Origin of the sequence: Rhizobium sp. G21 (assembly GCF_014158035.1) — a bacterium.
GTDB lineage: Bacteria > Pseudomonadota > Alphaproteobacteria > Rhizobiales > Rhizobiaceae > Rhizobium_E.
The window spans coordinates 3,737,541-3,763,165 of record NZ_JACFXW010000001.1; the positions used below are offsets into that span (position 1 = coordinate 3,737,541).

The window sequence follows — 25,625 nt, forward strand, 5'->3', positions numbered from 1 at the left end:
AGGGCGTCGTCGGAGGCTTCCGGCGCGCTCATCCGTTCTGGTCCAGCGACAGTCTGTAGCCGATGCCGCGCACCGTCTGCAGCCAGACCGGATTGGCGGGATCGTCCTCGATCTTGCGCCTGAGGCGATTGATCTGGACGTCGATGGTGCGCTCGCCGACATCGCCGCCGCCGCCGGAGAGTTCGTGCCGCGGAATAGTCTGGCCGGCATTGGCGGCGAAGATCATCATGATCTCCTGCTCGCGGCCGGTGAGGCCGATGATCGATGCGCCGCGGCGAAGCTCCCTCTTGACCAGATTGAAGTTGAACGGGCCGAAAATCAGCTGGTCGATCTTGGGCTTGGTCGGATTGGTGGAGCGCTTGAGAATGTTGTTGATGCGCAGCACCAGTTCGCGCGGCTCGAACGGCTTGGCGAGATAATCGTCCGCGCCCGCTTCGAGGCCGGCGATGCGCCAATCGGCTTCCGATCGCGCGGTCAGCAGGATCACCGGTATATTGCGAATGTCGCGCAGAGAGCCCGTCAGCGCGATGCCGTTTTCTCCCGGCATCATCACATCGACCACCATCAGGTCGAAATCGAGGCCTTCGAGCTTGCGGCGCGCCTCGGCGGAGTCTGCGGCCACCGTGACCCGGAAGCCCTTGCCGGTCAGGAATTTCTGCAGCAATTCGCGGATGCGCCGGTCGTCGTCGACGATCAGCAGATGCGGGGCGTCGTCGTCGAGTGTTCGCATCTCGGTCACGGCTGGTCCTCCCTGTCGCACATGCCCTTCAGAAAGGCGAGAACGGCGCCGCGCGTCTTGTCGTCGGCGCCGCCGAGAGCGCCCGCGATGCGCCGTGATTGCGGTCGTGCGAGGGCGAGGGCGAGACTGCGGCCCGCCTGGGTCGGATAGAGCCGTCGCTGGCGGCGGTCGTCTGGCCCTTCCCGCTGGGCGATGTAGCCGGAATCGATCAACTGCTTCAGCACCCGGGCGAGCGACTGCTTGGTGATGTTGAGCGTGTCGAGCAGATCCGCCACCGTCATGCCCGGACGGCGATTGACGAAATGGACCACTCGGTGATGCGCGCGGCCGAAGCCGCTCTTTTCCAGGATCGCGTCGGGGTCGGAGATGAAATCGCGATAGGCGAAGAACAGCAGTTCGATCATCTCGAAATCGATATCGCCGCCGCCATCCATGCGATCGGTCACGAGATCAGCCGCTACGTCCATCCTGTCTGCCTTCATTCTTGGTCACCGCGTTTGCCGCTCGTCGCGCCGGGGTGTTATGTCAGTATCACTGACGCAATTTCCAGCCCTTATCGTCCGAAATCGTCGCGCATGCGCAAAACGTCTGTTTTCGGGCAGGCGACGAATAGATTGGGCCTGCCCGCCGTTTTCCCAGCGAGGTTACATCATGGCCTTGTCGATGACCAGCGATGGACCGCGCCGCCGCCTGTTCCCCGGTGACGTCACACATCGAATTTTTTTGCGACTGTCGGGGAGCCATTTTCGTCGCCGCGCGTTGCGATCAGTGCAAGGATAGGGACTTAAAGCCATGAATCATATCAGCAATCCGGACGTTTCCGTCGCCCGTCAACTTCGCCCTCTGGTCGCCATCGTCGCTGCGTTCAGCATGAGCGTCTTCGCGCTCCTGATCACCACCGCGAGCCTGGGCGCATCGCCGATCAACACGATGGAAATGGCCGACGCCGACATCTGATCGATGGCGCAGGCAGAGATCTTTTTGCAGCGCCGGCAAGCGCGGCAGGCGACAAATTTCTCTCGGCATGTTTTATCATCGCCCTCCGGAGCATGAATCAGGAGTAGGCGCATGGCCAAGCTGCAAGCGGGGATCATTCCCGTCACCCCCTTCGAGCAGAACTGCACGGTGCTGTTCGATCAGGATACGATGAAGGGCGTGATCGTCGATCCCGGCGGCGATGTCGAGGTGATCTTGCAGACGTTGCAGGAAAACGGCATCCAACTCGAAGCGATCTGGCTCACCCATGGTCACCTCGATCACGCCGGCGGCGCGATGGAGCTCAAGGAGGCGCTGGGCGTCGACATCATAGGCCCGCACAAGGCGGACCAGCCGTTGATGGACCAGATCGAGGCGCGGATGAGCGCCTTCGGGGCAAGCGGCATGCGCAATTGCACGCCCGACCGCTATCTCGACGAGGGAGACACCGTGTCCTTCGGCGAGCATGTGTTCGAGGTCTATCACACGCCCGGCCATTCGCCGGGGCATGTCATCTTCTTCAACCGCGACCAGAATTTCGCCCATCTCGGCGACGTGTTGTTCAACGGCTCGATTGGGCGCACCGACCTGCCGGGCGGCGATCACCAGCAATTGCTGGACTCCATCCGCGACAAGGTCTTCCCGCTTGGAGACGAGGTCGGCTTCATCTGCGGCCATGGGCCCGGCAGCCGGATCGGCGACGAGCGTCGGAGCAATCCTTTCCTGAAGGGCCTCTGAAGTCGAGACCGAACGGATCGCGAAAAGGCCCCGGAAGAGGCCTTTTCTCATTCATTCGACCGTGGTTATGCGCCGGTGCAGAAATGATCCTGGCCGTCATAGCCCCGATAGGTGCCGGTGCGGGCGTTGAAGGACTGGTAGCGCTCCGCGCAATAAGCGCGCCAGCGCGCGGTCCAGGGCTGAAGCGTCGCGGCGGAGGCGTCGACCTGTCTGCGGGCAGGGCGCGCGGGATAATAGTCCTCATCCTGCGCCGGCGCGGCGTAGTCTTCGTCCAGCGTATCGGGCTCGGCGTAGACGTCTCGGGGCGCCGGTTCGACATAGACGCGACGCGGCGCCGGTTCGACATAGACGGGCTCCGGTTCCACATAGACGCGGCGGGGACGATAGATCACTTCGGGTTCCGGATCGGAGGCGAGCGCGCCGCCGATGATGGCGCCGGCCGCCAGGCCGATCACGCCGGCGGCGACGGCGTCGCCGTGATGGTGATGACGCGGCGCGTGGCGCCAGTAATAATCACGGCCGGCGCTCGCTCGAATTGGAAGGAGCCCGCGGTTGCGGCCAGCGCAGCTGCGCCGAGGATGGCGGATTTGACAAGACGGTTCATCGTTTTCCTTCTTGGGCAACAATCGAATTTCAATGGCGCGACCCTAGGATCGGATCAATGAACCGTGGCTGAACGAAATGAGGAGAAAAAGTGACGTCCGGTCATCAACAAAGAAGCGCCGCCCGCCGGATTTCGGCGGCGACGCTCACGCGTAAACACGGTTGAACCGCGGCTGGATCAGCCGGTCACCTGGAGGTTGACGGCCTTCGGGCCCTTGCCGCGGCGATCCGGCTCGGTGTCGAAGGAAACTTTCTGGTTCTCGGTCAGCCCGGTCAGGCCCGACGCCTGCACTGCCGTGATATGGACGAAAATATCCGAGCCGCCCTTGTCCGGCTTGATGAACCCAAAACCCTTGTCGGTGTTGAAGAATTTAACGGTGCCAGTTTCGGCCATGGAGCAGTTCCCTTTTCCTCTCTGTCCTTATTTGCGCGTTCGGACAGCATGTCATGAAACCCGTAGGGGCTGGCAGGCATATTTCGACTAGAGGAAAGGTCCTACTATCGTGAATGGGTATCGGCGACCCGTCTCCCACACACCCGGAGCTTATTGCGCCTCCGGCGCGTTATTCTCAAGGTTTTCCCATTGTTCGCAAATTGCCCGAACGCGGTGAGATTGCGGGCAATCCCCAATTTTGGCAAGCAAAACTTTCACGTTTGATGCAAAATTGGCACGAAACGTGATGTCCCGGCTCCCGCAACGGAACGCCATGCTCGCGATTGAAGCAAAAATCTAAAGGTTATTTCACACGGCTACTATAGCCGGCGTTTTTTTGTAAATTCCGGTACGAGTTCCACCAGCAACATAGCAACGAAGATGAGGGCGCAGCCGATATAGCCGACCCATCCCATGCGCTCGCCGAGCAGCATTGCTCGAACAGAGCCCCGAACAAGGACTCGCTCGACAGGAAAATCGCCGCTTGCGGCGCGGTGGTCCAGCGTTGCCCCACGACTTGAAGGATGAAGGCGACGCCGGAGGAAAACAGGCCGGCATAGAGAAGTTCCGGCGCGGCGTCGACAATGTCGCTGCCGGCGATAGGCTCCAGAAACGCCGCCAGCGTCAACCCGCCCAAGGCGCAGACGAGGAACTGGACGGCGGAGAGCGCCATGGGCCTTTCGCTGCCCGGCGCGAAAATGCCGACGAGCAGGACCTGCGTCGCCCAGAACAGGGCGCAGACGATGGTCAGCAGATCGCCGACGGTCAGCTTGGAGAGATCTCCGCCGCTGAGGTAATAGATGCCGGTGGTCGCAAGCAGCGCCGCCGGCCAGACGATCCAATGCGGCAGCTTGCGCAACACGATCACGCTCATGATCGGCACGATGATCACATAAAGGCCGGTGAGAAAACTCGAATTGGTCACCGATGTCGTGAGCAGACCCAGTTGCTGGGTGCTGGCGCCGCCGAACAGGGCGAGGCCGATCAGCGCGAATGTGAGGAGCTCCTTGCGGGCGAGGGGAGCGGTCACCCGCCGGTGTTCCCGAAGCGCAAGGGGCAAAGCCACGAAGAAGGCGAGCAGGAAGCGCAGACCGACGAACCAGAGCGCGCCGAGATGGGCCATGGCGCTGTCCTGCGCGACGAAGCCCGCGCCCCAGATGGCGGCGGTCAGGACGAGGATGAGATTGGCGTTGAGACGTGACATGGCGCTCTCGGAGGGACTGCGGGTCCCTGCTGATACGCGTTCGCGACCCCGAGAGCAATTTTACATTTGTGCAATTTGACGGCCGGAACCATCAGTTCCGGTGATGCGACGCTGCGGCGCCCGATCAGCGCGTCCTTTTGCCGAAGGCCGTCGCGCGACGAAGCCCGCCCAGCTGCGGCGGCGCCGAATAGATCGACTTGGGCATATGCAGAGCCGGATCGTATCGCTGAAGCTCCTGGGACTGGCGTGTGTCGAAGGCGGCGGCGTCGTTCGTCTCGGGAAATTCGTCGTTGAAACTGGTCGGGGCGATTTCCGGGCGCGCCAGCGCATAGCCCTGCAGCAGCGGCACTTCGAGGTTTTGGCAGAGATCCGCCTGCCTGAGATCTTCGAGCCCTTCGAAGATCGGCACGGCGCCCTGGTCCTTGATCTGGCGAACCATGACGCCCAGCAGTGCGTAGCCGGCAGAATTCTCGAGGAATTCCTTCACCCAGGACGCTTCGAATTTGACGAAATCCGGCTTGAGCAGCTTCATGCGGGCCGCGTCACGTTCATCGGCGCCGTATTCGTCGATGGCGATCATGAAGCCGCGCGCGCGCAGTTCCTCGACGAAATGCGCCAGCATGTCGGCGCTGTCGTTTTCCTTCTGGGTGATTTCGCACACGACGCGTTTGGGCGTGAGCCCGGCCTCATTGGCCGCCAGCCGCATCATTTCGACTTCTCGCCGGATGTCGGCGTCGGTCACGAAGAGACCCGGATGAAAATTGACGAAGAGTTTGGCGCGGGCGCGACCCAGCGCTCCGGTGTTGAAAATGTGCAGGGTGCGGCAGAGGCTGTCGATCATGCCCTTGTCGTCGCGGGTCACGGCCGGGAAGAACTCGGCGGGACGCACGGGATCTCCGCCCCTGCTGGGGCGGATCAGTCCCTCGAAGGCCTGAACTTCGAAATGTCCCTCGGCGTCCTGGCTGAAGATCGGCTGCAAGGCCGATTGCAGCACGAAGGGTCCGTAAGCCGCAGTCCAGGACCCATCGCTCTGGCGGCTGAGTTTGGAAAAGATGCTGCTTGCTGTCATGGTGTCCCGGCAGAGTTGATGACATTCCCGGTAGTTGTAGCAGACGACCGTTACTATAGCCTTAAATGGGGTCCAGCGCGCCGGAATATCAGGCTTTTGCCGGTCGCGGTCGGCTTGATCCCGACCGGCGCGGGGCCTATAAGTCCGTGCCTTTTATTGCCTCTCAGACAAGGAATTCAGAAATGGCCTTCCTCGCCGACGCTCTGTCCCGCGTTAAGCCCTCCGCAACCATCGCCGTCGCGCAGAAAGCGCGCGAGCTGAAGGCGAAGGGGCGCGATGTCATCAGCCTCGGCGCGGGCGAGCCCGATTTCGACACGCCCGACAACATCAAGCAGGCGGCGATCGACGCCATCAATCGCGGCGAAACGAAATACACGGCCGTCGCCGGCATCGTCGAGCTGCGTGAAGCCATCGCCAGGAAGTACAAGCGCGAGAACAATCTCGACTACACCGCAGCCCAGGTGATCGTCGGCACCGGCGGCAAGCAGATCCTGTTCAATGCGCTGATGGCGACGCTGAATCCGGGCGACGAAGTCGTGATCCCCGCGCCCTACTGGGTGTCCTATCCGGAAATGGTGGCGCTGTGCGGCGGCACGCCGGTGTTCGTCAACACCACGATCGAAGCCAAGTTCAAGCTGCAGCCGGAAGATCTGGAAAAGGCCATCACGCCCAAGACCAAGTGGTTCATCTTCAACTCGCCGTCCAACCCCTCGGGCGCGGCCTATACCCATGCCGAACTCAAGGCGCTGACCGACGTGCTGATGCGCCATCCGCATGTCTGGGTGCTGACCGACGACATGTATGAGCACCTGACCTTCGACGACTTCAAGTTCGTGACGCCTGCCGAAGTCGAACCCGGCCTTTACGACCGCACGCTGACCATGAACGGCGTCTCCAAGGCTTACGCCATGACCGGCTGGCGCATCGGCTATGCCGCCGGCCCGCTGCAACTGATCAAGGCGATGGACATGATCCAGGGCCAGCAGACCTCGGGCACCAATTCGATCGCCCAGTGGGCGGCGCTCGAGGCGCTGAACGGCCCGCAGGATTTCATCGAGCAGAACAAGAAGGTCTTCCAGGGTCGGCGTGATCTGGTCGTCTCCATGCTCAACCAGGCGCCGGGACTGTCCTGCCCGACGCCGGAAGGCGCCTTCTACGTCTATCCGTCCTGCGCCGGCCTGATCGGCAAGACGGCGCCCACCGGCAAGGTGATCGCAACCGACGAGGATTTCGTGACCGAGCTTCTCGAATCCGAAGGCGTGGCCGTGGTGCATGGCTCGGCCTTCGGCCTCGGTCCGAATTTCCGCATCTCCTACGCGACGTCTGAAGCGCAGCTCGAAGAAGCCTGCCGCCGCATCCAGCGCTTCTGCGCCGCCTGCCGGTAAAACATAACGACATTCACGAGGGCGCGTCGAAGCCGGCGCGCCCTTTTTCGTGCATTTGTAAAACCCGCGCATTGCGTGTGGCGGGTGGGATTTACGATTTTCCTCCCTTGCTGGACCTTCCGGAAAGTCTCCATTTTCCGGGGCTTTGACGCCGTTCGGCAAATCGCGTTAGCCCTGTGATGTTCCTTGTAGTCAGTTCCGGAACATCGATCACGAGCGCGGGCGACGCGCAGCGTCAGCCGAGAAACATGGCGTGATCCGGCCTCGAGCGGGCCGGCTGCCTCTCGGTCGCACCGCAGTCGTCTCTGCCTCAGACGCAACGGGCGACCCGAAGGAGGGCTTTCATGACCGGCATTTCCTCTGCGAGCAGCAGCTATAGTTATTATCAGACGCCGTTGAAATCGAATTTCAGCAAGCTGGACGGCGATGGCGACGGCAAGGTGTCTTCGGACGAATTTGCGGCGGGCAAGCCCTCGGACGTCACGGCGAAACAGTCAAGCCAGTTGTTCTCTTCCCTTGATGCAGACGGCGACGGCTCCGTGTCGGAAGCGGAAATGACGAGCAGCATGACTTCGTCCGATCCCTTCGCCCAAATGTCTGGCGATGCCGTCGCGGTGATGATGCAGATGCAGTCCGCTTCGTCCTTCGGCTTTTCTTCGTCAGACGCCTATAGCGAAATGGACGCGGATTCCGATGGCGCCGTCACCCAGGCTGAATTCGTCTCCGCCCGGCCCGACGACGTGAGCGAAGACGATGCGATGGCGCTGTTCCGGGCGATCGATACGGAAGGGGTGGGCTCGATCTCCGAAGAGCAGTTCATTGTCCGGCTCGAGGAGGAAGGCCCGGACGGTCCACCGCCAATGGACGATGACACGACCGCGATCTTCGATGCGCTCGACACCGATCAGGACGGCGTCGTCAGCGCCGAGGAACTGGCTGCGGCCAAACCAGACGATGTCAGCGCCGAGGATTCCACCTCGCTGTTCGACGCGCTCGACGAGGACTCCGATGGCGGCGTGACGCTGGACGAGTTCGAAAGCGCGCGGCATAGCTTCATCGCCAATACCCGCATATCAGCCGGCGACGAGGAGGACGAAGAGTCTTCGTCATCGCCGTCCAGCATCTCCGACGTTCAGTCAATCCTCGATACGCTGAGCAGCTCCACGACCGAAACGGCCGGCGCCGGCGTCTGATTTGGCGCCACGCGACGCCTGCAGCGGCTCCCCGTCGGGCGCCGTATATTTTTTGGCTGAACAAGAGGCAAAAAAAAGAGGGCCACGAGAAATCTCGGGCCCTTTATAGTTGTGAAGGTAATTTAAACCTCCAGAGGGACAGCTGATACGGCGGCACTGGGAGGAAAACCGCCATGTGCATCAGCTGTGTGCGATATGATGTTTAATTGTGCATTGCGCAAGGACTCGATGCGCATGTCAGCCATGCAAAACATGCATGATAGTTAGTGATCCGTTTCCAATTGGTTGAAATGACGTGATTTTTGGCCGTGGCACAAAAACGCGCCACACTCGAAAAAAAAAACCTTTTCATGCTGATTATTTTCGTCCGGCGCCGTCTTTTCGATCGATCGGCGTTCACCGCCGTCTTCTGCAGCGGTCTCAGAAATTCCAGTTGCGCGCCTTGGCGACGATGAAATCGCGAAAAACCTTCAGCTTGGCGGCGTTCTTCATCTCGCTGGGATAACAGAAATAGGTGTCGAAGGACGGGATGTCCGCATCCGTCACCAATTGCACGAGGCCTGGGTCGCGACCGACGATATAATCGGGCAGCATGGCGATGCCGATGCCCAGCAGCGCCGCGCGCTTGATCGAGGTCAGGCTGTTGATCTGCAGAACCGGCGACCGCGGACTGCCTTCGGGGCGACCGGCGATTTCCAGCCAGTTGACGTCGAGCAAATAGTTCGGCGCGGGCTCGCCGAAAGTGATGATGCGGTGCTGGTCGAGCTCCTCGATCGACTGCGGCTGGCCGTAGCGGCTGATATAGGACGGCGCGGCATAGACATGCATATGCACGGTGAACAGCTTGCGCTGGATCAGGTCCGATTGCTGCGGCTCGCGCAGGCGGATGGCGCAATCGGCGTGACGCATGTTCACGTCCAGCTCCTCGTTGTCGAGGATCAACTGCACCTGCATGTCGGGATAGAGACTCAGGAATTCCTGCACCTTGTCGGTCAACCAACCCTGGCCGAGACCCACTGTGGTGGTGATGCGCAGCCGGCCGGTCGGCTTTTCCGTGGTCTCGGTCAGCTGGACCTTGACCATTTCGAGCTTCATCAGCACGTCATGGGCGGTGCGGTAGAGCAGTTCGCCCTGCTCAGTGAGGATCAGGCCGCGGGCGTGTCGATGGAAGAGCTTGGTGTTGACCTCGGCTTCCAGCGCGCTGACCTGGCGGCTGATGGCGGACTGGGACAAATGCAGCTTGTCGGCGGCATGGGTGAAGGACCCGGCTTCCGCAGCGGCGTGGAAAATTCTCAGCTTGTCCCAGTCGAGCGACATTCATTCCCCCAGATGGCCTGATGCGGCCCGCATTGTTACTCGGCCGCCTGCGCCACGTGCAAATGACCGGCCAGATAGCGCTCGGCTTCGAGCGCCGCCATGCAGCCCATGCCGGCGGCGGTGATCGCCTGGCGGAAGGTGTCGTCGGTCACGTCGCCGGCCGCGAACACGCCTTCGATATTGGTCGCGGTCGAGTCCGGCGCGGTCCAGAGATAGCCGTTCGGCTTCATGCGCAGCTGGCCGGCGAAGAGTTCGGTGGCCGGCGCATGACCGATCGCCACGAACAAGCCGTCGATCGGCCGCTCGGTGATTTCACCGGTCCTGGCGTTGCGGATCTTCACACCGGTGACCGAGGCGGGCATCGGCGGATGCAATTGCTCGCCGGTGATCTCGGCGATCTCGCTGTTCCACATTACCGAGACGTTCTCGCGCTGGAACAGGCGTTCCTGCAGGATCTTTTCCGAGCGGAAGCTGTCGCGGCGATGCACGACGGTGACCGACTTGGCGATGTTGGAGAGATACAGCGCTTCCTCGACGGCGGAATTGCCGCCGCCGACCACGATCACGTCCTTGTTGCGATAGAAGAAGCCGTCGCAGGTGGCGCAGGCGGATACGCCGAAGCCCTGATACTTCTTCTCGGAATCGATGCCCAGCCACTTGGCCTTGGCGCCGGTGGCGATGACGATCGTGTCGGCGATCCAGGCCTGGCCGGAATCCGTGGTCACATGGAAGGGGCGGCTGGACAGGTCGACCGAGGTGACGAGGTCGTTGATGATCTCGGCCCCGACATGTTTGGCCTGGCCGAGCATCTGCTCCATCAGCCATGGGCCCTGGATCGGGTCGGCGTAGCCGGGGTAATTTTCGACATCGGTGGTGATCATCAACTGGCCGCCTTGCTCCATGCCGGCGATGAGCACCGGCTGCAGCATTGCGCGGGCTGCATAAATGGCGGCGGTGTAGCCGGCCGGGCCGGAGCCGATGATCAAGACCTTGGTGTGACGAGCGGACATTCCAACAAATCCTTGGAGAGAGTGCGACCGCAGACGCGGTCTTTTGCGCCTATCTATGAATGGAACGCATGGATATTCAAGGGTGCGCCGCGATTTCCACCGATTTGGCTGCCGAGTTCTGGCGCGGATGCGGACCGCGTCCCGGCCGGTTGGGGAAAATGTGCAAGATCCGTTGTATTAGCCTTTCGTCTTAAACCTTCCGTCTTTCCAGCAGGAGCCGCATCCGATATGCAAGTTTCGGGGAAACGATGTCCGGCGAAGATCGGACGACGACATAAGGGGAGGACGCATGCAAGCTCTGCTCGCCTTGAGCAACGGCATCGACGCCGTTTCCAGAAAATTCGGACAGGTCGCGAGTTACCTCGTGCTGTTCTGCGCCCTGATCTCGGCCGGCAACGCGATTGTGCGCTATCTATTTTCGATGAGTTCGAACGGTTGGCTGGAAATCCAGTGGTATATGTTCGCGGGCATCGTGCTGCTCGGCGCCTCGCAGACACTGAAGATGAACGCGCATATTCGCGTCGATCTGGTCTACGGCATGCTTGGACCTCGGGCCCGGCTCTGGGTGGATATTATCGGGCTCATTGTGTTCTTGTTTCCCGTCACCATCCTGTTCACCTATCTCTGCTGGCCGTTTTTCTATCAATCGTTCGTGGGCAATGAGCAGTCGCTGAATGCGGGCGGTCTGACCCGCTGGCCGGCGAAGATCTTGCTGGTGGTGGGGTTCGGCATGCTGGCTATTCAGGGATTCTCCGAACTGATTAAGCGCATCGCGGCGCTGCAGGGCCTGTCGCAGATCGACACGTCCTACGAAAAACCGATGCAGTGAGGGGAAACGTCCATGTTCGAATTCGGCATTCTCCCGCCCGCTATGTTTCTCGGCATGATCCTGTTCATGCTCTACGGATTTCCCGTCACTTTCTCGCTGGCGGCCGTGGGTCTCTTCTTCGGCGCTATCGGTATCGCCACCGGCCATTTCGAACCGGCCTTCATGGAGAGCCTGCCGTTCCGCTTCTACGGCATCATTTCCAATGAACTGCTGTTGGCCATCCCCTTCTTCACTTTCATGGGCTCTATCCTGGAACGATGCGGGTTGGCCGAAGATCTGCTCAAAGGCACCGGCCGTCTGTTCGGCGGCGTGCCTGGCGGGCTGGCCTTCGCGGTCGTGGTCGTCGGCGCCGTGCTGGGCGCCATCACCGGCACGGTGGCGGCCTCCGTCATCACCATGGGCATGATTTCGCTGCCGATTATGCAGCGCTACAATTATTCGATGAAGCTCTCGACCGGCGTCATCGCCGCCTCGGGCACCATCGCGCAATTGGTGCCGCCGTCGCTGGTGCTGGTGGTGCTCGCCGATCAGCTCGGCAAGTCGGTGGGGGACATGTATCGCGGCGCCATCGGCCCTTCGATGCTGCAGATCGCGGTGTTCATCGCCTATATCGCGCTGATCGCCATTTTCCGTCCGCAGATGATGCCGCCGATCCCTAAGGAAGAACGCGGCAAGCTCGACGCGGAGTTGATCCGCACCATCCTGCTCGGCATGATCCCCTCCATCGTGCTGATCTTCCTGGTGCTCGGCACGATCTTCCTCGGGCTCGCGACGCCGACCGAAGCCGGCGCTCTCGGCGTTGTCGGCGCGCTGGTGCTGGCGGCGCTGAACCGCCGCCTGACCTGGGCGCTGGTGCGTGAAGGCATGGACACGACCATGCGCATCACCTCCATGGTGGTGTTCATCCTGATCGGCTCCACCGTGTTCAGCCTGGTGTTCCAGGGTATGGACGGCTCGCGCTGGATCGAACATCTGCTGACCGGGCTGCCCGGCGGCCAGTTGGGCTTCCTGATCTTCGTCAATATCTTCGTGTTCTTCCTTGCCTTCTTTCTCGATTTCTTCGAGATCGCCTTCATCATCGTGCCGATGCTGGCGCCGGTGGCGGCGGCGCTCGGCATTGATCTCGTCTGGTTCGGGGTGCTGCTCTGCGTCAACATCCAGACCAGCTTCATGCACCCGCCGTTCGGCTTCGCGTTGTTCTACCTGCGCGGCATCGCGCCACCGTCGGTGAAGACCTCCGACATCTATCTGGGCGCACTGCCGTGGGTGGGGCTGCAGCTTCTGATGGTCGTGGTGGTGATCTTCTGGCCGGAGTTGGTGACCCATTGGCTCGACAATGGGCCGAAGATCGATCCCAACACGATCGAGATCAAGATCGACCTGCCGACGCTCGGCGGCGATCCGAACGCAGCTCCGGGCGGCCTGCCGGGCCTGCCGGCGCCCGGCGGATTGCCCGGCTTGCCGGGTGGCCTTTCGCCGCTCGACGGACCGCCGAAGGTGAATTGAGGCCGCTGGCCAAGATCGAGCGCTGCTGCTATGGCGGGCTCCATGAGATTGGAGCCCGGTCATGACCCCGAACCGCCCCTTGCGCCGAACGATGATCCGGCTCGCCTGGCGCCTCATCGGCGGCAGGCGGCGGGCGCATTTCCAGGAATGGTTTCCCGGGCTGGACATCGAGCCCGCCGATGAGGGAACCGCGGGCGTGATCCGCTACCATGGACGGGCCGTAGCGCCGGCCATGGCCCTCAAGGCGCTCACCGAGCGCGCTTCGGACGAGGTCTTCGTCATCGGTTCCGGCCCGTCTCTGCGCGACCAGGACCTGTCCCGTCTTCCCGATAGATCGGCTCTGTTGCTCAACGGCGCCATCAGCCTGATCGGTGGACCCGTGCGCGAGCCCCTGGCGGTGGTGATGGAAGACGAGCGCTTCGTCTGGCGGCATTTTCACGACATCATCGCGAAGGTTCCCGCCGGCGCAGTGGCGATCCTTTCGGCCGAGGTCATCCGCGCCATCTGCGAACTCGACGGCCGATGGCTCGCCGACAAGCGCGTCGTCGCGCTGTTCGATGCGCGCAAGCCGCTCCGCGACGCGGCCTTGTCGGGGATGAGTTGCGCGGCCGGAACTGGGTCCGGCTTTCGGACGACGGCGCCACAGGTTTCTCGTCGGCGCCCGACAAGGGCGTATTCAAGGCCGGCTCGGTGGCGGTCAGCGCCATGCAGTTCGCGCTCGCCTGCAGTCCTCGACGCGTCGGGCTGCTGGGCGTCGACATCTCCAACGCGGGCGCCGGCGCGGAGCGGTTCAACGAAAAGGCGGGCAAGGTCGCGTTCACCGGCGTCGCCCGCGCTCAGGACAAGATCGTCGCGCATCTTTCGCTGGCGCGCGAGATCGCCTTGTCGCGTGGCGTTGCGGTCACCAACTATTCGCCCGTATCGGCGCTTCGCGCCGCAGGCTTCGGCTATGACGATCGCTTTGCGCTGACGCCGCCACCCTCGGCTTGACAGACGGCGGAAATGGTGGTGACGCAGCGCACGACAAACGCGCCGCAACGGGCAGGAATATCCATATGGGTCTCTTCGGGAAAAAACTTCCCTACACCAAACATCTCGCGATCACGCCGCCGCATCCGGCGGCAGGACGCTCCGGCCTCGCGATCGCCGCCTGCGTGCGCAACGAAGGCCGCTATATCGGCGAATGGCTGCGGTTTCATATCGCCGTCGGCGTCCGGCATTTCTACATCTATGACGACGGCTCGACGGATGGCACGGCGGAGATCGTGCGCGATGTCGCGGGCAGCCATGCGACCATCATGCCCTGGGCGGGGCGGATGACGGATGTATCGAGCGCCAATCTGCTGAACAGCCAGGCGATCGCCTTTTCCCATGCCATCCTGAATTTCGGCGCGAGTTACGAGCGCATGGCCTTCATCGACGCCGACGAGTTTCTGTTGCCCAAGCAGGGCGATACGGTGATGGAGGCGCTCGCCGGCGCCAAAGGTTTCCCCAATATCTCGCTGCCCTGGCACATGTTCGGGACCGGCGGTCACAAGGCGCGGCCCGAGGGCGGCGTGTTGCGCAACTACCTCATCCGCGCGCGCGATCCGCTCAGCAAGCTGAAGAACGCCAGCAACTTCAAATGCATCGTCGACCCTGCGCCGTCAGGGAGGTCAGCATCCACCAGTTCCAGACGGTCGAGCATGGCGAAATGACCGCCAATGACGCGGGACAGACCTTCACGCGCAAAGGCCGCAAGAAGCCGGAGTTCTACAGCGCCCGCTATCTGCAGCTCAACCACTATTACAGCAAGTCCGGACAGGATCTTGAGGAGAAGCTGAAGCGCGGCCCGGCGTCGCCGGCGTCGCGAGAACGCTATAACGAACGCGTCTTGTCGGCCGTCGCCAACATCGAGATCGACACCGTGGAAGATCGGGCCATGGTCGAGTTTCTCGATCGCCGCGGCATCGATCTCTGACGCGGAGACCCTCCGGCTTCAGCCGAAGACGGAGGTATCCTTCTTGAGACGATAGAAGATCCGGCCGAGGATCATGTTTTTGACCCGGAGGAAGCGGCGAAAATGCGGATAGACCGCGAGGTCGCGCGCATCCATCGCTTTCATCTCGGCCGCCGTCATCGGATGATAGCCGTATTTGCCGCGGTTCCACAGCAGGAGAGACCTTTTGAGCGCGCCGTTGCGATAGCGCTGCGGGAAGGGCACATGCATCGCCACCGGCGTGAAGGGGAAGTAGCGCTGATAGCCCTTGTCGGCAAAGGCCTGCTTGTTGGCGCGTTCGCCTTCGCCGATCTCGACGCCGCTTTCGGCCAGCCTCTCCAAATCGGTGACGCCGACGTCGGCATAGGAGGTGCCGCTGTCATAGCGATAGGCCCTGAGAGCCGGCAGGACCTCGAATTCGCCGCGGCGCAGGAAGCGCGGATCGACCTGCAGGACCTTGGGATTGGCGGCGAAAATTCGCTGATACTGGTCGAGAACATCCTGCGAAAGCGGACGGACGAACTGCATGTCGTCCTGTAGCATCATCAGGTAGCGATAGCCGTTCCCGCGCGCATAATCGCACATCTGGCGGATATTGGCGTAGAGATTGCCGTGGCGCTTGCCGTCCTTGGAGGAGGTGTTGGTGAACACGCCCTTCAGCCGCGGACGCCAGCGCTCCAGCACCGCCTGCGTCACCGGATCGCCGCTGGCGTCGTCCATGACGACCACGTCGAAACCGGGGCACAATTCGGCGATCGACGACAGGCAGTTTTCGAGCGTCACGCCCATATTGTAGGAGAAGACAGCGATCAGAAGGTTGCGAGTGTTCAATCCGGTTCTCCGCGACATATGACCGTCGCCCGTTATAATCGAACTTCGACGTCTTGATGTCTCAATCGCGTCTCTAAGCCGGGTTGCGCTATCCGTGCAACCCCTCCTTCCTGATCTTGTCGAGAACGCGGTTCTTTTTGGACTTCCATTTCACCGCGCGCCATCCGTCGTAGAACAATCGCAGGGGCGCGGTGGCGGAGATGAGCTTATCGATGCGCTTATTGGCCTTTTCGAGCTTCTCGCTCAGCACCAGCAGCATTTCGCCGCGCGCTTCGTCGCAGTCCAATTGCGGAAAATGGCGGAAGAAGGCGGGGTAGGGATCCTGCTCACGCGGCACGTCGTTTCGGATCAGTCCGCCCTTCTCCATCAGCCGGAGCGCGGTCTGCTCGAAGGTCCAGTCATGGATATGGAAAACTTTCCACTTGAATCCGCGTTCGCCGGAAAAACCCGTCAGCCGCACATCGACGTCGGGCGCGATATGCTTCAACCACGCCGTCATCGCGAAGCCGCTGCTCGCCGTGTGCTGCGGCGGGTAGAAACCTTCCATGAATTCGGTGAGATCGAGGAAACCTGCGGGAATCTCGTCGAATTCCTCAGGACGGTTCAGCCGTTCGCGCGATGCGGCGCGCAGATTGATCACGCCTTTGAAGAATGGCGCCGGCATCAGCCGCATCATGCCCGGCAGCCGACGTCGGTAAACCACTTCGGACCCTGCCGTATTGCAACGGGTGACCAGCACGCAATCATGCGGGAAGGGGCTGTCGAGCACGCGATCGATCTTGTTGAAAAAGACATAGAGCGGTTTCGGCGGCGGGTCGCGCAGGATTTCGCTCAAGCGCTGGTCGTCACTGTTGGCGACCAGCACGATCGTCTGAAAATTGGAGAAGAAGGCGCTCCATTCGATGTCCTCCCGCAAGCCCGCGGTCGTGGGCGTCACGAGACTAGGGGGCGAAAAGACGTAAGGAGCGACCTGCATCGATGGAAGTTCCTGCGCGGGCGAAACAAACAACTTTCATCAACTATTTTCAGTTCCAAAAGTTCCTCGACTCGTCGGCGATGTCAAGAAATTCCACCAAGAAGCGCATTGATATCGGCGCGCGCTCATCCGAGATCGCGTGAGAAAGCCTGCAGCGGATGTGCGTGCGTTGCGGTCAGGCGTCGCTTTTCACAAATAGCCGCGCGTAAACTCCGTTCAACCCCTCGACCTCATTGGCGATGGCGAAGGTCTCGCGGACATGACGGGCCGCGTATTCGCCATGGCGGCGGGCGCGCTCGGGGTCTGCCAGATAGGGTTCTATGGCGTGTTTCAAAGCCTCGCCGTCGCCGGCTGCAACCACGAGGCCGGTGCGGCCGGGCACGATCATTTCCGCATAGGCGCCGGCGTCCGACGTGACGACAGGCGCGCCCGACGCCATGGCTTCGAGCGGCGTCAGTCCAAAGCCTTCATTGCGAGACGGCGCGACGAAGAGCTGAAAACGCCGATACCAGGGTTTGATGTCGTCGACTTCGCCGATGAAGCGGATCCGATCCTTGAGGCCCGCTCGGTCGATCCGGGCGCGAAGATCGGCGGCGAAACTTTCGTGTTCCGACGTGACCCGACCGGCGATCACCGCGGTCCAGGCAGGGTAATGCGGCAGAAGCGCGATCATGGCGTCGACGAACAGATCGGTGCCCTTTTGCGCCCGCACGCGGCCGGTGCAGCCTATGATCAACCTGCCGTCGAGATCCGGGGCAGGATCGGCGTCGTCCGCCCGGACAGGACGGAAGACGTCGGTGTCGACGCCGTGCATGATCACGGTGTGAGGAACATCGAGATAGGAGCCGGAGCGCGCTGACGTGGCGACGACCGCGTCCATCTTCGAGATCAGCCATTTGGTGTAACGGGAGTGTCTACGCTGGGCGGCCGAGGTGAACAGCAGCAGCATCGGCATGCGCAGGATATCGCGCAGGACCAGGCCCGCCAGCATCTCGTTGTTGCGGCGGGCGTGCCAAATGCGCTTTCGGCCGCTCGCCGGTCGTTTCCAGCAGGCCAGGAGATCGAGAAAACCGATGCGGGGCATGGTTGCCGGCAGGCCCGGCCCGAGTGTGGCGAGCTTGACGCCCGCCTCGACCTGCTTCGGCGCGAGTTGAACCACCGTGGTGGTCACGCCGGAGAGGCGCCGCTTGAAATGCGGCGCGATGATCTCGATCTCGCGGATGTTCATGGCGGGGGCTCAGCCCCAGGCGATGCCGATGATTTCGTAGCCCTTGGCGCCGCCAGGCGCGTTGACTTCGATCATGTCGCCGACTTCCTTGCCGATCATCGCGCGGGCGATGGGCGAGGAGATCGAAATGCGGCCGGACTTCACGTCGGCTTCCTGATCGCCGACGATCTGATAGGTTCTCTCTTCTTCGGTGTCTTCGTCGATCAGCTTGACGGTCGCGCCGAACTTGATCTTGTCGCCGCTCATCTTGGTGAGGTCGATCACCTCGGCGCGGGCTATCAGATCTTCGAGTTCGCCGACGCGACCTTCATTGTGGCTCTGCGCCTCTTTCGCGGCGTGATATTCCGCGTTTTCCGACAGATCGCCATGAGCGCGCGCTTCGGAAATCGCTTCGATGATCCGCGGGCGCTCTTCCTGCTGGCGCCAGCGCAGCTCTTCGGAGAGCTGTGCAAAACCGCGGGGCGTCATCGGTACCTTTTCTACCATCTCATCGTCCTCAGCATTACCTTGCGCCGGTCTCGCCGGCACAAAAAGAAAACGGTCCCGGAAGCGCAAACTTCAGAACCGTCCAGAAAATCGACTGAGGTGTGTATAGCAGAACTGTCATCGAAAATGCGAGAAAATTATTTTGCAGCCGCCGATGGAACATCTTTCGAGGTCGTCCGCCGGGCAAGCGCGAGGTCGGGGTCGGAACGAATTCTGACTGCAAGATGAACGCGCCATTCAAAGGCGGTTCAAGCATCGGCGTTTAGAAAGGCGTCATCGACTTGCAAGGCTGCTGGAGAGCCACATGAAAAAGTTCATCATCACCGCATCCGCCGCGCTGATCGCCGTCCTGTCCCTCACTGGCTTCGCCACCGCCAGCGATCGTCGCGGCAGCGAAGAGGTCTGGCGCCATCACGGCGAAAGAAGCGAGGCCCATCGTGATCGCGGTCGCGATCCCGGCTTTCGCGATCGCGACCGCCGCCATGTCGACCGCCGCCATGTCAACCGTCATGACTGGCGCGGCGATCGCCGGCACTGGCGACACGACGGTTGGCGCTATGGCGGCTATCGCGGCTATTACTGGGGCGGCCCGCGCATCGTGATCGGCGGCCCGGTCTACGCCTCGCCCTATTGCTTCAAGAAGAAGGTCTATCGCACCGACGCCTGGGGCAATGTCTATATCAAGCGCGTTCGCGTCTGCCGCTGAGGACGGCCGAACCCCTGTGAGCGTGAGCGGCGACACGACCTCGCCGCTTCCTTTGGTCCCGACATGCAAAACGCCCCGCGAGGTCTCCTTCGCGGGGCGTTTGACTTTCGATACGTCCGATCTCAGGCGAAATAAGCCTGCAGCGGCTTGACTTCGAGATTGCCGGCCTTCAGCGCGCGGATGGCTTCGGCGGCGGCGAGCGCGCCGGCCATAGTGGTGTAATAGGGCACCTTCTGCATCAGCGCGGCGCGGCGGAGCGACTTCGAGTCGGATATCGCCTTGTTGCCGTCGGTCGTGTTGATCACCAGCTGGACCTGGCGGTTGCGGATGGCGTCCTCGATATGCGGACGCCCTTCCAGAACCTTGTTGATCTTCACCGACTCGATGCCGTGTTCGGCGAGGAAGCTGCGCGTGCCGCCGGTGGCCAGCACCTTGAAGCCGATTTCATGAAGAATGCGCATGGCGGGCAGCACGCGCTCCTTGTCGCTGTCGCGGACGGAGACGAACACCGTGCCGGAACGCGGCAGTTCGACGCCAGCGCCCAGCTGGCTCTTGGCGAAGGCCAGCGCGAAATCCTTGTCGAGGCCGATGACTTCGCCGGTCGAGCGCATTTCAGGGCCGAGCAACGTGTCGACGCCGGGGAAACGCGCGAAGGGGAACACGGCTTCCTTGACGGCGATGTGCTCGAGATTGCGGCTGTCGGGCTTTTCCGGCGTATAGGCGGAGAAGGCGGTGTCGAGCGTTTCGCCAGCCATGACGCGGGCGGCGATCTTGGCGATCGGCGCGCCGATGGTCTTGGCGACGAAGGGCACCGTGCGCGAGGCGCGCGGATTGACTTCGAGAATATAGATCACGTCGTCCTTGATGGCGTATTGCACATTCATGAAGCCGCCGACATTGAGCGCCTTGGCGAGCGCCCGGGTCTGTTCTTCGAGCTGGTCGACGATGTCCTTCGACAGGGTGCGCGGCGGCAGCGAGCAGGCGGAGTCGCCGGAGTGGATGCCGGCTTCCTCGATATGCTCCATGATGCCGCAGATATAGACGTCCTTGCCGTCGGACAGGCAGTCGACATCGACTTCGATGGCGTTGGAGAGATAGCTGTCGAACAGCAGCGGGTTCTTGCCGAGCAGCGTGTTGATCTGGCCCGTCTTGTCGTTGGGGTAGCGCGCCTTGATGTCCTCGGGCACGAGTTCCGGCACGGTATCGAGCAGATAGGTCTGCAGCTGGCTTTCCGAATGCAGGATCTGCATGGCGCGGCCGCCGAGCACGTAGGACGGGCGGACGACCAGCGGGAAGCCGATCTCGGTGGCGACGAGACGCGATTGCTCGACCGAATAGGCGATGCCGTTCTTCGGCTGGGTGAGATCCAGCTTCATCAGCAGCTTCTGGAAGCGGTCGCGGTCTTCGGCGAGATCAATCATGTCGGGCGCGGTGCCGAGGATCGGGATGCCGGCGCGCTCCAGCGCGTCCGCCAGCTTCAGCGGGGTCTGGCCGCCGAACTGCACGATCACGCCGAGAAGTTCGCCCTTCTCCTGCTCGATCTTGAGGATCTCGATCACGTCTTCCGCCGTCAGCGGCTCGAAATAGAGACGATCGGAGGTGTCGTAGTCGGTCGAGACAGTCTCGGGATTGCAGTTGACCATGATGGCCTCGAAGCCCGCATCCTTCAATGCAAAGGCGGCGTGGCAGCAGCAATAGTCGAATTCGATGCCCTGGCCGATGCGGTTGGGACCGCCGCCGAGGATCACCACCTTCTTGCGCTCGGAAATCTCGGCCTCCGAGCGGGTCGCGCCGGCGAACGGCGTTTCATAGGTGGAGTACATATAGGCGGTCGGAGAGGCGAATTCGGCCGCGCAGGTGTCGATGCGCTTGTAGACGGGACGCACGTTGAGCGCGTTGCGGATCTCGGCGACTTCCTTCGGGCGCTTGCCGGTCAGCGTGGCGAGACGGGCGTCGGAGAAGCCCATGGCCTTGAGCATGCGCAGGTTCTGGGCGTCGGTGGGCAGGCCATGTTCGCGGATGCGGGCTTCCATGTCCACGATCGCCTTGATCTGGGCGAGGAACCAGGGATCGATCTTGCAGCCGGCATGGACTTCTTCCGGGCTCATGCCGAGGCGCAGCGCCTGGGCCACCATGCGCAGACGATCCGGCGTCGGCGTGCCGATGGCGGCGCGGATGGCGTTGTGGTCGTCGCCGTCGCCGAGGCCGGGGATCTCGATCTCGTCGAGGCCGGTAAGGCCGGTTTCCAGACCGCGCAGCGCTTTCTGCAGGCTTTCCTGGAAGGTGCGGCCGATGGCCATGACTTCGCCGACCGACTTCATCGCCGTGGTCAGCGTCGGCTCGGCGCCGGGGAACTTCTCGAAGGCGAAACGCGGAATCTTGGTGACCACGTAGTCGATCGACGGTTCGAAGGAGGCCGGGGTGGCGCCGCCGGTGATGTCGTTTTCAAGCTCGTCGAGCGTGTAGCCGATCGCGAGCTTGGCGGCGATCTTGGCGATCGGGAAGCCGGTAGCCTTGGACGCCAAGGCCGAGGAGCGCGACACGCGCGGGTTCATTTCGATGACGATCAGGCGGCCGGTTTCCGGATTGACCGCGAACTGCACGTTCGAGCCGCCGGTTTCGACGCCGATCTCGCGCAGCACCGCAATCGAGGCGTTGCGCATGATCTGGTATTCCTTGTCGGTCAGCGTCAGCGCCGGCGCGACCGTGATGGAATCGCCGGTATGGACGCCCATCGGATCGATGTTTTCGATCGAGCAGATGATGATGCAGTTGTCCGCCTTGTCGCGGACCACTTCCATTTCATATTCCTTCCAGCCTAGCACGGATTCCTCGATCAGCACTTCGGTGGTGGGCGAGGCGTCGAGGCCGGAATGGACGATGTCGAAGAATTCCGAGCGGTTATAGGCGATGCCGCCGCCGGTGCCGCCCAGCGTGAAGGAAGGACGGATGATCGCGGGCAGGCCGACAAAATCCAGCGCCTTGGCGCCGATCGCCTGGGCATGGCTCATATAGCGCTGCTTGCGGTCGCTCTCGCCGAGATTCCACTGGTTCTCCAATTCGTCGAGCGCGGCGTCGAGCTCGTCGCCGGAAAGCTCGGCCTTGAGCTTGGCGCGCTCGGCCTCATGCGCCTTGCGATCGGCGTCCTTGATCTCGGTGGCGTTGGCGAGCATCGAGCGGGGCGTTTCCAGCCCGATCCGGGCCATGGCTTCGCGGAACAGCGCGCGGTCTTCGGCCATGTCGATGGCTGCGGGCTTGGCGCCGATCATCTCGACATTGTAGCGGTCGAGCACGCCCATGCGCTTGAGCGAGAGCGCCGTGTTGAGCGCCGTCTGGCCGCCCATGGTCGGCAGCAGCGCGTCCGGGCGCTCCTTGGCGATGATTTTGGCGACGACCTCGGGCGTGATCGGCTCGACATAGGTGGCGTCGGCCAGGTTCGGGTCGGTCATGATGGTGGCCGGGTTCGAGTTGACCAGGATCACTCGATAGCCTTCTTCTTTCAATGCCTTGCAGGCTTGCGTTCCCGAATAGTCGAATTCGCAGGCCTGTCCGATGACGATCGGACCGGCGCCGATGATGAGAATGGATTTGATATCCTGGCGCTTCGGCATTGAGCTTTCCATCATTTTAGCCTGCGGCAATCGCCGGCTGCGGTAAATTACCGGCCGGGGCGCAGGAGCTTGGGTCTTTAAAGGCTAGAAGCGGCTTATAGGGAATAGTTCCCGGAAACGGAACCCCATAATTGGCGTGGAATGTGGAAAGTTGGGGACGTTCCCACATCCATGATCGGACGTTCCGGCTCATCGCAGCCACGCCACAACGAGACATGGCGGGCACAGCCCGCCATGTCGCCGAAGATCGCGTTCAGTGGCGCAAGACGGTCAGAACTCTTCCCAATCGCCCCCGCCCGAGGATGGCTGCGAGCCGAAAGCGGCCGCCACCTTGTTGCCGAGCGCGCGGGCCGGCGAAGGAGCAGGTCGGGAGGCGGCCGCAGCGGCGCGGGGAGCGGCGATGGGACGCGAAGCCGTCTGGGTAGTCGGCGTCGAAGGCCGCGCCATGCTTGCGCCTCGGTGAACAGCGCCAGCGGTGGATGCCCGCGCCGCGCCGAGATTGAACTGGCCGAGGCGGTTGGAGAGTGCGGTCACCTCCGTCACCAGCGTATGCGAGGCGGCGTTGGATTCCTCGACCATGGCGGCGTTCTGCTGGGTGGCTTGATCCATCTGGCCGACCGCGCCGTTGATTTCCTGCAGGCCGGTCGCCTGTTCGCGCGCGGCCTGGACGATGGCGGCGACGTTTCGGTTGATCTCCTGGACTTCCTCGACGATCGATTCCAGCGCCGCGCCGGTCTGGTCGACGAGCATCACGCCCCGCTTGACGTGATCGCCGGACGCGGTGATCAGCGACTTGATCTCCTTGGCGGCGTTGGCGGAGCGCTGGGCGAGCTCGCGCACCTCCTGCGCCACGACCGCGAAACCCTTGCCGGCTTCCCCGGCGCGGGCGGCCTCGACGCCGGCGTTGAGCGCCAGCAGATTGGTCTGAAAAGCGATTTCGTCGATGACGCCGATGATGTTGGAGATCGATTGCGACGACTGCTCGATCGAATCCATCGCCTCCACCGCGTTGCGGACGATGACGCCGGATTGTTCGGCGCTCTCCTTGGTGCGGGCGACGCGGGCGCCGGCTTCCTCGGCGCGCAGGGTCGAATCCTTCACCGACGTGGTGATCTCTTCCAATGCGGCGGCGGTTTCCTCGACCGAGGCGGCCTGCTGTTCGGTGCGGCGGGCGAGATTGTCGGCGGCGTTGCGGATCTCCTCGGAGCCGGCCTGGATGGCGGCGGCGTTTTCCGAGAAGGACAGCATGGCGCCCTGCAGCTTTTCGACCGACTGGTTGAAATTGCCGCGGATCTCATCGAGCGCCGCGGTGAAGGGCCGCTCCAGCCGCACCGTCATGTCGCCGTCGGAGAGACGCGAAAGGCCGCCGGCCAGTTCGCCCACGGCGAATTTGACGTCCTGTTCCTGCGCTTCGGCGATGCGGGCGCGCTCGGTGCGCTCCTTTTCCTGCGCCTGGCGGATGCTTTCGGCTTCCTTTTCGAGCCGCACTTTGTCCCGGTTGGCGTCGAGCAGGATGCCGAGCGAGCGCGAGAGGTCGCCGAGTTCGTCATTCTTCTCGCGGTCGGTCAGCACCACGTCGAGATCGCCCTGGGCGATGCGGGTCGTCTCGCCGATGACGGTTTCAATGCGGCGGATGAAGCGGCGGGCGATCAGCCAGCCGACCAGGCCGACGAAGACGGCGCTGGCGGCGATCAGTCCGCCGGCGAGCCAGATCATCCGGTCCAGTTCAGCGAACACCACGGCTTCGGGGGCGGAGACGACGGCATACCATACGGCGCCCTCGAACGGCTTGACCGGGGCGGCGATGGCGATGTTCTTGCCGCCGCCGGGCTCGGTGATTTCCACCGGCTGGCCCGCATCGGCGAGGATCGACTTCCAGGCGGCGAGATCGAGCTTGGCGCCGTCGAGCGGCTTGCCCATCATCGAGGCGTCGGGGTGGGAAACGACGTAATCCTTGCCGGAGACGAGCGCGACATAGCCCTGGCCGAACGGCTTCATGGCGGCCAGTTCTTCCGCCGTCTTGGCGAGATCGATATCGGCGCCGACATAGCCGACCACCTTGTCGCCGACGCGGGTCGGCTCGGAGATGGTGGTCATCAGCACGTCCTTGCCGTTGACCGGATAGACATAGGGTTCGAGCAGCGTCAGTTTGCCAGTGTCGTGCGGCACGATGTAATAGTCGCCCACGCCGGGCTTGTCGTAATCGACCAGCACGTCTTCCTTGATGTCGGCGCCGTCACGGAAGACATAAGGCAGGTAGCGACCGGTTTTGTCGTGCAACGGCTTGCCGGCGAAGTCGCTATCCTTGCCGTCGAAAGTTCCGGGATCCCAGCCGGTCGACAGACCGAAGGCCTCGGGCGAGCGCGCCAGCGCGTCGCGCATGATGGCGCGGACGTTTTCACGGGTGGCCAGTCCCTGGTTTCTGAGCGAGGAGATGGTCATCTCCAGACCCTTGACCATCTGGCTGGCGGCGCGCAGATCGCTTTCGATCTTGGCGCCCGTGGCGCCGGCCACGGTGCGCATCTCGTTCAGGCTCGCTTCGCGCATATGGCCGTAGGACATGTAAAGCTGCACGGAGGCGGCGGCGACCGTGGATACGAGGCCGAGCGCGACGGCGGCGAAAATATTGCGGCTGGTGGCCGATCTGAACAGCATGCGGGGTTCTCCCGTAAAAAAAGGCCGAGAAGGCTCGAAGGTCATCGCTCGTAAAATTAGGGAAGCATAATTAAAGTAAGGTATATTTTAGCGGACAAAGTGAACGCATCGCGCGGGAACTTCGTTGCGGACCGGTGGGCTCCCGTCGGAGCC

General features: G+C 62.5%; 23 protein-coding genes and 2 pseudogenes. 10 read left to right on the forward strand and 15 right to left on the reverse strand.

Annotation, left to right across the window (positions count from 1 at the left end):
- Positions 1–28: 28 nt before the first annotated feature.
- Both H2O14_RS18620 and H2O14_RS18625 read right to left on the reverse strand, forming a co-directional pair.
- On the reverse strand, positions 29–730 hold the full coding sequence (locus H2O14_RS18620; protein WP_182829437.1) for a response regulator: 702 nt from the start codon (positions 728–730) through the stop codon (positions 29–31).
- Between the two features lie 5 nt (positions 731–735).
- Positions 736–1,206 carry a MarR family winged helix-turn-helix transcriptional regulator gene (locus H2O14_RS18625; protein WP_246697439.1) on the reverse strand — a complete coding sequence of 157 codons (471 nt, stop codon included), beginning with the start codon at positions 1,204–1,206 and terminating at the stop codon, positions 736–738.
- Positions 1,207–1,531: 325 nt separating this feature from the next.
- Here H2O14_RS18625 and H2O14_RS18630 point away from each other — a divergent pair, with 325 nt between their 5' ends.
- Positions 1,532–1,696, forward strand: coding sequence for a hypothetical protein (locus H2O14_RS18630; protein WP_182828829.1), 165 nt, complete (start codon positions 1,532–1,534; stop codon positions 1,694–1,696).
- 111 nt (positions 1,697–1,807) lie between these two features.
- A complete protein-coding gene (locus H2O14_RS18635) occupies positions 1,808–2,452 on the forward strand; it encodes an MBL fold metallo-hydrolase (RefSeq protein WP_182828830.1) in 645 nt (214 codons plus the stop codon).
- 65 nt (positions 2,453–2,517) lie between these two features.
- Here the strand turns inward: H2O14_RS18635 and H2O14_RS18640 are convergent, their stop codons facing one another.
- The 5 genes and pseudogenes from H2O14_RS18640 to H2O14_RS18655 form a co-directional block, all read right to left on the reverse strand.
- Positions 2,518–2,907, reverse strand: coding sequence for a BA14K family protein (locus H2O14_RS18640; RefSeq protein WP_246697440.1), 390 nt, complete (start codon positions 2,905–2,907; stop codon positions 2,518–2,520).
- On the reverse strand, positions 2,904–3,056 hold the full coding sequence (locus H2O14_RS27700) for a hypothetical protein (protein ID WP_246697441.1): 153 nt from the start codon (positions 3,054–3,056) through the stop codon (positions 2,904–2,906). Before H2O14_RS27700 ends, H2O14_RS18640 begins: the two co-directional genes overlap by 4 nt.
- Positions 3,057–3,233: 177 nt before the next feature.
- Positions 3,234–3,449 carry a cold-shock protein gene (locus H2O14_RS18645; RefSeq protein WP_137155803.1) on the reverse strand — a complete coding sequence of 72 codons (216 nt, stop codon included), beginning with the start codon at positions 3,447–3,449 and terminating at the stop codon, positions 3,234–3,236.
- A gap of 359 nt (positions 3,450–3,808) precedes the next feature.
- A pseudogene (locus H2O14_RS18650) lies at positions 3,809–4,692 on the reverse strand (DMT family transporter).
- Positions 4,693–4,816: 124 nt separating this feature from the next.
- Entirely contained in the window at positions 4,817–5,761 is a 945-nt protein-coding gene (locus H2O14_RS18655; RefSeq protein WP_182828831.1) for an EAL domain-containing protein, read from the reverse strand.
- A gap of 182 nt (positions 5,762–5,943) precedes the next feature.
- Here H2O14_RS18655 and H2O14_RS18660 point away from each other — a divergent pair, with 182 nt between their 5' ends.
- Complete coding sequence (locus H2O14_RS18660; RefSeq protein WP_182828832.1) at positions 5,944–7,146, forward strand: pyridoxal phosphate-dependent aminotransferase; 1,203 nt, start codon at positions 5,944–5,946, stop codon at positions 7,144–7,146.
- A gap of 344 nt (positions 7,147–7,490) precedes the next feature.
- The gene (locus tag H2O14_RS18665; protein ID WP_182828833.1) at positions 7,491–8,339 is read left to right on the forward strand and encodes an EF-hand domain-containing protein; all 849 of its coding nucleotides are present in this window, start codon (positions 7,491–7,493) and stop codon (positions 8,337–8,339) included.
- A gap of 420 nt (positions 8,340–8,759) precedes the next feature.
- Here the strand turns inward: H2O14_RS18665 and H2O14_RS18670 are convergent, their stop codons facing one another.
- Together H2O14_RS18670 and trxB are read right to left on the reverse strand one after the other, a co-directional pair.
- Positions 8,760–9,656 carry a LysR family transcriptional regulator VtlR gene (locus tag H2O14_RS18670; protein ID WP_182828834.1) on the reverse strand — a complete coding sequence of 299 codons (897 nt, stop codon included), beginning with the start codon at positions 9,654–9,656 and terminating at the stop codon, positions 8,760–8,762.
- A gap of 35 nt (positions 9,657–9,691) precedes the next feature.
- Positions 9,692–10,666 (reverse strand): thioredoxin-disulfide reductase, encoded by a 975-nt coding sequence (trxB, locus tag H2O14_RS18675; protein WP_182828835.1) that lies wholly within the window; start codon positions 10,664–10,666, stop codon positions 9,692–9,694.
- Positions 10,667–10,955: 289 nt separating this feature from the next.
- Between trxB and H2O14_RS18680 the strand changes: the two genes are divergently transcribed.
- The 4 genes and pseudogenes from H2O14_RS18680 to H2O14_RS18695 all read left to right on the forward strand — a co-directional run bounded on the left by H2O14_RS18680 (position 10,956) and on the right by H2O14_RS18695 (position 14,961).
- Positions 10,956–11,495: a TRAP transporter small permease subunit gene (locus tag H2O14_RS18680; protein ID WP_182828836.1), complete on the forward strand. Its 540-nt coding sequence runs from the start codon at positions 10,956–10,958 to the stop codon at positions 11,493–11,495.
- Between the two features lie 12 nt (positions 11,496–11,507).
- The gene (locus H2O14_RS18685) at positions 11,508–13,001 is read left to right on the forward strand and encodes a TRAP transporter large permease subunit (protein ID WP_182828837.1); all 1,494 of its coding nucleotides are present in this window, start codon (positions 11,508–11,510) and stop codon (positions 12,999–13,001) included.
- A gap of 600 nt (positions 13,002–13,601) precedes the next feature.
- Positions 13,602–13,991 (forward strand): hypothetical protein, encoded by a 390-nt coding sequence (locus tag H2O14_RS27705; protein WP_246697442.1) that lies wholly within the window; start codon positions 13,602–13,604, stop codon positions 13,989–13,991.
- Positions 13,992–14,056: 65 nt separating this feature from the next.
- Positions 14,057–14,961, forward strand: a pseudogene (locus H2O14_RS18695) (glycosyltransferase family 92 protein).
- A gap of 18 nt (positions 14,962–14,979) precedes the next feature.
- On the opposite strand, the gene H2O14_RS18700 reads toward H2O14_RS18695, so the two are convergent.
- Together H2O14_RS18700 and H2O14_RS18705 are read right to left on the reverse strand one after the other, a co-directional pair.
- A complete protein-coding gene (locus H2O14_RS18700) occupies positions 14,980–15,810 on the reverse strand; it encodes a glycosyltransferase family 2 protein (RefSeq protein WP_182828838.1) in 831 nt (276 codons plus the stop codon).
- A gap of 88 nt (positions 15,811–15,898) precedes the next feature.
- Positions 15,899–16,786: a 3-deoxy-manno-octulosonate cytidylyltransferase gene (locus H2O14_RS18705; protein ID WP_182828839.1), complete on the reverse strand. Its 888-nt coding sequence runs from the start codon at positions 16,784–16,786 to the stop codon at positions 15,899–15,901.
- 2 nt (positions 16,787–16,788) lie between these two features.
- Here H2O14_RS18705 and H2O14_RS18710 point away from each other — a divergent pair, with 2 nt between their 5' ends.
- Positions 16,789–16,929, forward strand: coding sequence for a hypothetical protein (locus H2O14_RS18710; RefSeq protein ID WP_182828840.1), 141 nt, complete (start codon positions 16,789–16,791; stop codon positions 16,927–16,929).
- Between the two features lie 32 nt (positions 16,930–16,961).
- Here H2O14_RS18710 and H2O14_RS18715 read toward each other — a convergent pair whose 3' ends face one another.
- Positions 16,962–18,014 carry a glycosyltransferase family 4 protein gene (locus tag H2O14_RS18715; RefSeq protein WP_182828841.1) on the reverse strand — a complete coding sequence of 351 codons (1,053 nt, stop codon included), beginning with the start codon at positions 18,012–18,014 and terminating at the stop codon, positions 16,962–16,964.
- Positions 18,015–18,023: 9 nt separating this feature from the next.
- Positions 18,024–18,500: a transcription elongation factor GreA gene (greA, locus tag H2O14_RS18720; RefSeq protein WP_182828842.1), complete on the reverse strand. Its 477-nt coding sequence runs from the start codon at positions 18,498–18,500 to the stop codon at positions 18,024–18,026.
- Positions 18,501–18,804: 304 nt separating this feature from the next.
- Here greA and H2O14_RS18725 point away from each other — a divergent pair, with 304 nt between their 5' ends.
- Positions 18,805–19,206, forward strand: a complete 402-nt coding sequence (locus H2O14_RS18725; protein ID WP_182828843.1) for a hypothetical protein — start codon at positions 18,805–18,807, stop codon at positions 19,204–19,206.
- A 122-nt stretch (positions 19,207–19,328) separates the two neighbouring features.
- Here the strand turns inward: H2O14_RS18725 and carB are convergent, their stop codons facing one another.
- Together carB and H2O14_RS18735 are read right to left on the reverse strand one after the other, a co-directional pair.
- A complete protein-coding gene (gene carB / locus H2O14_RS18730) occupies positions 19,329–22,817 on the reverse strand; it encodes a carbamoyl-phosphate synthase large subunit (protein ID WP_182828844.1) in 3,489 nt (1,162 codons plus the stop codon).
- Positions 22,818–23,087: 270 nt separating this feature from the next.
- A complete protein-coding gene (locus H2O14_RS18735) occupies positions 23,088–25,472 on the reverse strand; it encodes a methyl-accepting chemotaxis protein (RefSeq protein ID WP_182828845.1) in 2,385 nt (794 codons plus the stop codon).
- Positions 25,473–25,625 lie beyond the last annotated feature (153 nt).